This window comes from Paracoccus sp. SY (assembly GCF_002901215.1).
In the GTDB taxonomy this organism is placed as follows: domain Bacteria; phylum Pseudomonadota; class Alphaproteobacteria; order Rhodobacterales; family Rhodobacteraceae; genus Paracoccus; species Paracoccus acridae.
The window spans coordinates 123,152-132,072 of sequence record NZ_NWMQ01000009.1 but is presented as its reverse complement, the minus strand read 5'-3'; the positions used below and the strand labels follow the sequence as shown (position 1 = coordinate 132,072).

9 protein-coding genes are annotated in these 8,921 nt (G+C 61.2%); 4 read left to right on the top strand and 5 right to left on the bottom strand.

Annotation, left to right across the window (positions count from 1 at the left end; translation table 11 throughout):
• The 4 genes from CK944_RS09975 to CK944_RS09960 all read right to left on the bottom strand — a co-directional run.
• On the bottom strand, positions 1 to 831 hold an 831-nt coding region (locus CK944_RS09975), incomplete at its 3' end, for a 2-hydroxyacid dehydrogenase (RefSeq protein WP_103172907.1).
• A 2-nt stretch (positions 832 to 833) separates the two neighbouring features.
• Positions 834 to 1,568 carry an amino acid ABC transporter ATP-binding protein gene (locus tag CK944_RS09970; protein ID WP_103172906.1) on the bottom strand — a complete coding sequence of 245 codons (735 nt, stop codon included), beginning with the start codon at positions 1,566 to 1,568 and terminating at the stop codon, positions 834 to 836.
• Positions 1,565 to 2,173, bottom strand: a complete 609-nt coding sequence (locus CK944_RS09965) for an amino acid ABC transporter permease (RefSeq protein WP_239986028.1) — start codon at positions 2,171 to 2,173, stop codon at positions 1,565 to 1,567. The genes CK944_RS09970 and CK944_RS09965 overlap by 4 nt, the downstream gene beginning before the upstream one ends.
• A gap of 108 nt (positions 2,174 to 2,281) precedes the next feature.
• On the bottom strand, positions 2,282 to 3,025 hold the full coding sequence (locus tag CK944_RS09960; protein WP_239986027.1) for an ABC transporter substrate-binding protein: 744 nt from the start codon (positions 3,023 to 3,025) through the stop codon (positions 2,282 to 2,284).
• Between the two features lie 111 nt (positions 3,026 to 3,136).
• Between CK944_RS09960 and CK944_RS09955 the strand changes: the two genes are divergently transcribed.
• Complete coding sequence (locus tag CK944_RS09955) at positions 3,137 to 3,754, top strand: helix-turn-helix domain-containing protein (protein WP_103172903.1); 618 nt, start codon at positions 3,137 to 3,139, stop codon at positions 3,752 to 3,754.
• Between the two features lie 14 nt (positions 3,755 to 3,768).
• Complete coding sequence (locus CK944_RS09950; RefSeq protein ID WP_103172902.1) at positions 3,769 to 5,061, top strand: FAD-binding oxidoreductase; 1,293 nt, start codon at positions 3,769 to 3,771, stop codon at positions 5,059 to 5,061.
• A gap of 549 nt (positions 5,062 to 5,610) precedes the next feature.
• Here CK944_RS09950 and ade read toward each other — a convergent pair.
• Positions 5,611 to 7,305: an adenine deaminase gene (gene ade, locus CK944_RS09945; RefSeq protein ID WP_103172901.1), complete on the bottom strand. Its 1,695-nt coding sequence runs from the start codon at positions 7,303 to 7,305 to the stop codon at positions 5,611 to 5,613.
• A 229-nt stretch (positions 7,306 to 7,534) separates the two neighbouring features.
• On the opposite strand from ade, the gene CK944_RS09940 reads away from it, so the two are divergent.
• Both CK944_RS09940 and CK944_RS22875 read left to right on the top strand, forming a co-directional pair.
• Positions 7,535 to 8,341: a sulfotransferase domain-containing protein gene (locus CK944_RS09940; RefSeq protein WP_158247987.1), complete on the top strand. Its 807-nt coding sequence runs from the start codon at positions 7,535 to 7,537 to the stop codon at positions 8,339 to 8,341.
• Positions 8,342 to 8,391: 50 nt separating this feature from the next.
• On the top strand, positions 8,392 to 8,718 hold the full coding sequence (locus tag CK944_RS22875) for a hypothetical protein (RefSeq protein ID WP_146038636.1): 327 nt from the start codon (positions 8,392 to 8,394) through the stop codon (positions 8,716 to 8,718).
• Positions 8,719 to 8,921 lie beyond the last annotated feature (203 nt).

Below are 8,921 nucleotides of genomic sequence, written 5' to 3'. Positions count from 1 at the left end.
GACGGTCCTCGGCGTAGCCTTACGGTTCGGGAGACGCAACAAGGGATGATCGGTAGGCAGCGGCTCTTCGTCAAAGACGTCCAGTGCCGCATGGCCCACGTGGCCTTCTGACAAGGCCGCGACGAGCGCTGGGGTGTCGATGAGTCCCGCGCGCGCAGTGTTGACGATCACTGCATCGGGCTTCATCTGAGCCAGCGCGGTTGCATCAATTATACCCGACGTTTCCGCAGTCAGTGCCAGATGAAGGCTGATGACATCTGCGGTCTCCAGCAGGTTATTGAGCGGCACCAGGGGGCAGGCCGCATCAGAAGCGGGGGAGCGGTTCCATCCCATCACCTGGAACCCTAGTCCAGCAGCCAAGCTGGCTGTTGCACGGCCAATCCCACCCATACCGACCACACCAAATGTGAGATCCTGGAACTCCCGTCCAGCGAGGGGCGCCCAATGCCCGGCGCGTATGCTGCGGTCCATTGTCGCGATCTGACGGAGAGCGCCCAGTGCAAGGGCTATGGCATGCTGGCCCACCGCTTGGTCGCCATAGCCGCGGATCGTCTCGACAGAGATGCCGCGAGCTTGAGCCGCCTCCATGTCGATATAGGAAGAGGCACCAGTGCCCAGAAAGATGATCCGCCGCAGCAAAGGTGCTGCGTCTAGGTCAGCCGCGGTCATATAGGTATGTCCGTTCCAGACGGTCTCCGCCTCCGCGATCAGGCCGCGCAGCTTTCGCGGCTCAGGATCGCCTTCATGGATGACCATGCCACCAGGGCGATCCAAGTCTTGAAGCAGCCGATCACTGTGCGGCGTCGCGTCCACATAGACCAGCTTGCCCATAGCTATTCCATCGGATGAATGACACGGTGCAGGAAGTCTTGGGTCCGAGGATGCTGGGGGTTACGCAGCACCTCTTGTGGGGAGCCTTGCTCCACAATCGCACCGCCCTCCAGGAAGAGGACGCGGTCCGCAACGGCGCGTGCGAACTCCATCTCGTGGGTGACGACGACCATGGTCATTCCCTCGGATGCGACGTCGCGCATGACGGCCAGCACCTCGCCCACCAGTTCGGGATCAAGGGCCGATGTTGGCTCGTCGAACAGGATCGCCTTTGGGTTCATCGCCAGAGCGCGTGCAATGGCCACGCGCTGTTGCTGTCCACCTGACAGCTTGCCTGGATACGCCCCCAGCTTGTCTCCCAATCCAACCTTGTCCAGAAGCTCTGCCGCCTCGTCACGCGCTTCTGCCCGGCTGACCTTCTTGACGAAGACCGGCCCCTCCATGACGTTTTCCAACGCGGTTCGGTGCGGAAACAGGTTGAAGCGCTGAAACACCATCGACACCTGTGTGCGAATGCTTGTGATCGAGCGGTCTGCGGGATCGACTTTGGCGCCCTCGATCAGGATCGCGCCACGCTGATAGGTTTCAAGTCCGTTGATGCAGCGCAGGATCGTCGATTTGCCCGAGCCGGAGGGGCCGATGATGCACACCACCTCGCCCTTGTTGACGTCGAACGATACGCCCTTGATGACCTCAAGCTTGCCGAAGGACTTGTGGATATCCTGAACCTGGATCATGCCTGCGAATACCTTTTCTCGAGGTGCCGGGTAAGGAAGGTCAGCGGCAGGCTGAGCGCTAGATAGATCAGCGCCACGAGCGTGAAGACCGTCATGTTGTCAAAGGTCGAGGCTGCAATCAGTTGTCCTTGCCGCGTCAGTTCGGCCACCGTGATGGTGGAGACCAGCGATGAGTCCTTGAGGACCATGATGATCGTGTTGCCGTAGGGTGGCAGGACAATGCGGATGGCCTGAGGAATTATCACGCGCCGCATGACGAGTTGATCCGTCATGCCGATGGAATGGGCGGCCTCGATCTGGCCCTTGTCGATGGCCTCGATCCCGGCGCGAAAGTTCTCGGCCTGATAAGCCGAGTAGGCGATGCCCAACCCGATGATCCCTGCCTGCATGGCAGAGAGGTTGATCCCAATCTCCGGCATCACGAAGTAGATGTAGAACAGCTGCACAATGATCGGAATGCCGCGGATGATTGTCACAAACCCGCGGCTGATACCCACAAGGATCGGGATGCGGGTCCAGGTCATCACCGCCCAGACAAATCCCAGCAGCGTGCTGAGCAAGACCGAAAAGAACGTAACGGCCAGTGTCAGCCAGACCCCTTCCATCAACAGCGGCAGATAATCGGCAGCCCGTTCCCAAAATCCCATTGGCGATTGTCCTGTTCAGTGCGCAGCAGGGTGGGACGGCGATCATCATCGCCGTCCCGGCAGGCTTTACTCGATGCCCCACTCGGCAACGATCTCGTCAAGCTTGCCGGCTTTCTTGATCTTGGCGATGCCTGAGTTCAGGCGCGCAAGCAGTTCGGGTTCGTCCTGGCGCACCGCGATGGCGACATCACCGACGATGGTGCTTTCATATTCAGGCACCAGCCGCACGTCAGATGCCCCTTGCGACAGTTGATAGGCGACGATCGGGCGGTCACCGAAGCCCGCGTCAATCCGGCCCAGGGAGACATCGCGCATGATGTCAGCGATGGTGTCGTAGACCCTGACCTCTTTCAGCTTGTCATTGGCCTGCAGCGGCGCGACGTAGGCGGTCCCGACCTGGGCCCCGACCACCTTGCCCTCAAGATCGTCCAGCGTGGCATAGGCTGTCGTGTCGTCCTTGGGGACGAACAATCCTTCGCCATAGGAATAAACCGGATCCGTGAAAGCGACCACTTTGACCCGCTCTTCGGTCGCATACATGGCGGCCGCAATGATATCGATCTTGCCCGAGGTCAGCGACGGGATCAGCGCGCTCCATTGGGTGGCCTCGATGTCGGTCGAGAAGCCTTCCTCTGCTCCGACCGCATTGATGATATCGACCATCACGCCGTCGATCTCGTTCGTTTTGACGTCGAGGAACGTGAACGGCACGCCTGACGGCGTCGAGCCGACCTTGAAGGTTTCCTGCGCCAAGGCTTGCCCTGTGAAGGCAACACTGGCGGTCAGCGCCAGCACGGCACCGCGCATCATCTGAGTCACTTTGTTCATTGGTCAGCCTCCCTGGCCCATACAAGTTTATCTGGATTGAAATTTCGTGCAGGTTGTTTCACTGTGGTTAAATAAACATCGGGTTGTCAACGCATGCCCCTGCCGACGAATATTCCTGCTGACGAAGCGCCTGCAGATGCGGCAGATGCGGCTGGGCGGGATGATCTCGGCACCAGACTAAGGCGGCGGCGCAAGGTTCGCGGTCTCTCGCTCAAGGAGGTCGCGCGGCGTGCCGAGGTCTCGATCGGGCTGGTCAGCCAGGTAGAGCGCGGGCTGACCATGCCCTCAGTGCGATCTCTTGGGGCGATCTGCAGCGCATTGGAGATGCCGGTCGGCTGGCTGTTCGATACCGCTGATACACACAACCCGGACGATCTCGTCGTGCGGCGTCATCAGCGGCGGGTGCTGGATCTTGGCGCGAAGGGAATGATCAAGGAACTGATGACGCCTGACAGCTGCACCGGCATCCAGATGATGCGGCTGGTGATCCGGCCAGGTGGCTCAACCGGCGACACGCCCTACAATCATCCCAGCGGAGCAAAATGCGGCACCGTTCTGTCAGGCCAACTAATGCTCGAGGTTGATGGCGATACCCGCCGTCTGGCTGCGGGGGACAGTTTTGCCTTCGAAGCTACGTGCATGATCCGCTTCTGGTGCGAAGACAGCGAGGCCGCCGAGGTCTTGTGGGTCGTCACACCGGCTGTCTACTGAAAGGAACGCTTGAGATGATCCAGAACGAAGAAGCCGTGATCGCCAACTCGCTTTGGACGGCGACTGCCAATCCCGCGCCGGATTGTCCGCCCTTGCGGGGGAAGGTCGATTGCGACGTGGCAGTGATCGGGGCAGGCTTTACGGGACTGTCCGCGGCTGTCCATCTGGCCGAACGAGGAACGCGGGTCGTCGTGCTGGATACGCACTCTCCTGGTTGGGGGGCGTCCGGGCGTAACGGCGGGCAGGTCAATCCGGGGCTGAAGGAGGATCCTGATACGATCGAGGCGCAGTTCGGGCCGACAATTGGTGGCCGCATGGTGGCCATGTCGGGCGGGGCAGGGCAGTTCGTCTTCGATCTCATCGCCCGCCTGAACATTAACTGCGACGCGCGGCAGACTGGCTGGATCCAGCCGGTCCACAACGACGCGGCAGACGCAGTGGTCCGTCGGAGGGTTGAGCAATGGAGCCGGCGCGGTGCTCCGCTACGGATGCTGGATCGTGATACGACGGTGGCGCTTCTGGGTACCGAACTCTATCGCGGAGCAATGATCGATGAGCGCGGGGGTAACCTGCATCCGCTGAACTATGCACTGGGTCTGGCCGACGCCGCAATTCGGGCCGGAGCGGTTATCCATGGTGGCAGCCGCGTCATTGCACATGAAACGCGCGGATCTGGTCACCTGCTCCGCACCGAAGGCGGCGAGGTTCTGGCCCGCAAGGTTCTGGTATGCACGAACGGCTATACATCTTCGGTCGTTCCTCCGATGGACCGCACGGTGGTCCCGATCCGTTCGATCCAGGTCGCAACCGATATCCTACCACCTGAGATAGGCAGTCGGATTTTGCCTCAAGGCCACTCAGCCTCGGACAGCCGTCGGCTTCTTGTCTATTTCCGCAAGGACGCTGCAGGGCGTTTCATCATGGGCGGGCGCGGCAATTACTCGGCCACAGCCACACATCGTCAGATGCAGGTTCTGCGTAATGCCTCAATCAAGCTCTATCCCCAACTGCGCGATATCCCTTGGCAGTATGCGTGGGGCGGTTACGTCGCTATGACCGCGGATCATTATCCCCACCTGAACCTTGTTGCGCCAGGCATGATGGCGGCAATGGGCTACAACGGGCGCGGTGTGGCGGTCGCATCGGCCATGGGCAAGGTTCTGGCAGACTGGGCAACCGGCACGCCGGAGGGCGAACTGGACTATCCCGTGACTCCGCCTCGCCCCATTCCGTTTCACTTTCTCCGGAAGCCAGCTGTGATCGCTACTGTGGCGTGGTCACGATTGCAGGATCGCTTGGGACGATAACCGAGCCTCGGGCCTATCACTACGGCGAGCAGTGCAGCCGCATCGAAATCATACTCGTGCGGCTTGGGGACTGGTGACGGGCGCCACGCATTATAAGGCAATTGCCTACTATGCTCTCGGGCTGTCACCTTCCTCCATGTCACCTGCGTAGCCGCTACAGCAACGTGCCAATGGCGCAGTGACCCCGCCACTTTAATTGTAAGATCGAGACCATCACCTCCAGTTCTGCAGCCTTCTCTTGCCCGCCGTCATGCCGATCAGTGGTCAGGATCAAAACCGGACAGGTGGCTGTTGCACGAAACCCCATATGTGCATCGAGATCTGGCATTGGGCCCACTCCCGACCTCAGGGTTCGAAGAGGTGCTGCTAGGGGTGATCAATGCATGCCCCGGCACCTGAGACACAATATACAGCACAGCCGCATTTCCGTCAGGCGGCACTTGACACCATATTCCTGTATTTTCTACCTTATCAATTCATATCAATCGCTTAGTACAGAATCCTACCGCCCCAGCCAAATCATCCAAAGCATTGATCCAAGGACGATGATCATCCTGCGATGATCTCGAACCTGGTGACGTCCACCATCCCCCGGTCGGTGATCTTCAGCGCGGGAATGACCGGCAAGGCCAGGAAGGCCAGTTGCAGGAACGGTTCTTCCAGCGTCACGCCCAGGGTGCGGGCGGCCTCGCGCAGCAGGATCAGCCGGTCGCGCACGGTTTCGAAGGGATCAAGGCTCATCAGGCCGGCGACCGGCAGGGGTAGGTCGGCGATCACGCGTCCGCCCTCTACCACCACGAATCCCCCCTCGATCAGTGACAGGTGGTTCGCGGCCAGGGCCATGTCCCCGTAGTCCACACCGACAACCGCGATGTTGTGATGGTCGTGACATAGCGTCGAGGCGATGGCGCCGCGCCGGAGGGAAAAGCCTTGCACGAAACCGGTCGCGATGTTGCCGTTCCGGCCATGCCGTTCGATCACTGCGATGCGGGCCAGGTCGCGGGTGGGATCGGGGCGCTTGTCGCCGTCCACGGGGGCAATGTCGCAGGTCAGGTGTTCGGTGATGATCTTGCCTTCGAGGATGCCGATCACCGGGGTCTCGCTGCGGTTTCCGGCACAGCGGAAATCCTGGGCACTGACCTTCGGTGCCTTGACCGAGGCGCGGCCCACCGGGTCCAGCGGCTTTCGCGCGGCGAAGGCCGCGTCATCCACCACACGCCCGCCGCAGATCACCATCTGCGCCCGGCAGCTTTCCAGGCCGTCGAGCGCCACGATGTCGGCTCGCAGCCCCGGGGCGATCAGCCCCCGATCCTTCAGCCCGAACGCCTCGGCCGCCGACAAAGAGGCGGCGCGATAAACCGCCAGCGGCGGGCTGCCGCGCCGGATCAGTTCGCGGATCATGTGGTCAAGGTGACCGTGTTCCGCAATGTCCAGGGGGTTCCGGTCATCCGTGCAAAGGCACATATAGGGCGCGGTGATGTCGGTCAGGACCGGCTGCAAGGCGATCAGATCCTTGCTGACCGATCCTTCGCGGATCAGGACCCGCATCCCCATGCGCAGCTTTCCCAGCGCCTCCTCCGCCGTGGTTGCTTCGTGTTCCGTGCGGATCCCCGCCGCCACATAGGCGGACAGGTCGCGGCCCGACAACTGCGGACAATGGCCATCGACATGGCCGCCCGCGAACAGACGCAGCTTGGCCATGGCAGCGGGATCGCGGTGGATCACCCCGGGATAGTTCATGAATTCGGCCAGGCCGATCCCCGAAGGATGACCCATGAGGGGCGCAAGATCCTCTGCCTCGATCCGGGCGCCCGCCGTTTCCATCTCGGTCGAGGGCACGCAGGACGACAACTGCACGCGCAGGTCCATCAACAGGCATTCGCTGGCCTTCTGGAACCAGCGGATGCCGACGGGGCCAATGACATTCGCGATCTCGTGCGGGTCGCAGATGGCGGTGGTGACGCCCCGGGGGGTGACGCAACGGTCGAATTCATGCGGCGTGACCAGGCTGCTTTCCACATGCAGATGCGTGTCGATGAAGCCGGGCACCAGGACCAGCCCCGATACGTCGATCACCTGACGCGCTTCATAATCGCCCACCCCCGCGATCCGGTCGCCGCAGATCGCCACGTCGCCCGCCATCAGCGTGCCGGTGATCAGGTCGAAGACGCGCCCGCCCCGCAGCACCAAATCGGCGGGTTCATCGCCACGTGCCTGCGCAATGCGCCGTTCCAGATCGTCCATGATGCCTCCATTCGTTCGGGTCACATGACCTGACCCGACAGGCGGCGTCCAGAGGGGGGATGCAAGGAAGGCTGGCGCACCCGCGAGGAATTCGAACCTTGGGCCTTTTGCCTTCTGAGGGCATGGATAAAGCCCATGGTCTCAACAATCTCGCGGTGTTCGCGATTTACTCTGATTTCAAAGCCGCGAGTTTCGGCTATTCCGCACCTAAATGGATCGAGAGGGCGGCATGGGAAGCAAGGTTGATTTCTTCATCGTCGGCGTGCAGAAGGGTGGGACCACCGCCTTAGATCGCTACCTGCGCCAGCACCCGCAACTTCAGATGGCGCGGGTCAAGGAAGTGCATCATTTCGACGACGAGACCGTCTCTTGGGCACATCCTGATCACGAACGACTGCACCGGCAGTATGACTGGTCGGTCCAGAACGTCCTGCGCGGCGAAGCCACGCCGATCTACCTGTACTGGCCGCAGTCGCTTGCCCGGCTGCAGGCCTACAATCCTGATGCAAGGCTGATCGTCAGCCTTCGGCACCCAGCATTCCGCGCATATTCGCACTGGAAGATGGAGACTCGACGAGCATGGGAGAACCTGTCATTCGAGGATGCCATATCACCGCAAGGCAGGCGGCGCGTCGCAGCAGCGCTGAATGGCGCCCATCGGGTCTTCTCCTACATCGAACGCAGCTGCTACGCTCCGCAAGTCGCCAGACTGCTCGACCTGTTCTCACGGTCCCAGGTCCTCTTCATGCGGGTCGATGATCTGTGGTCCACTCCCGGCAGGGCTCTAGAAACAGTCGAGCAGTTCCTGGGTGTCGAACAGGCCGTCAGCACCGCGCCTGACCGGTCCTATGTCAAGGCGACCTCGGGCGCCTTGGAGGATGATCGTCCTCTCTCATCTTCGGTCCGGGCCCAACTGGATGACTTGTTCCGGGGTGACATCAAGGAAACCGCGAAACTGACCCGCCTGGATTTGTCGGACTGGCTGTCACCGGGCTATTTGGAAAACCTCAAGCCGTCGGGTGTATCTATCGGCTAGAGCCAGCCGTGGCCCGCGCGGTTGCCCGACCGAGAACGGCCGCCTCTCTGTTGTCGACGATCGAAGGCGGCGAACAGATGCACCTTGAGATGGCAGCCGACATCAGGAAGGCTTGGGCGCATGCCATTCTTCAGGCGCCGCAGCTCGCGGCCGGGAAGGGGGTCAAGATCGACCTGCCAGAAGTGATGCCGCATGTCCTGAAGCCTGCGGCGATCACATGGGCCATGCAGCGCGGCGCCGCGATCCGGGACGCCGCCGGCCACTTCTCGGGTCGAGACTATCGAGAAAGTCCATGCGCACCACAGCCCGAATCACTAGCGGTCAACAGTCGATGCGATGAACCAGAGGGCCTGGAAAGGACGTTTCCCGCACCATAACAGGACCGACGAGAAATGATCTCGCGAAGGAACGTGACCATCTCATTGAAGGTGATGGCGCACCCGAAGTGCGCGGCGCGGTGTTCCTAAGCGTTCCCAAGAGTTCCGCAAAAGGTTGAACCAAAACAGATAAATGCAGCTATTCATTCCCACGACTTCCACTTGATTCCGGGGGGTTCTTAGTTAAGGTGGGGGACAGGATG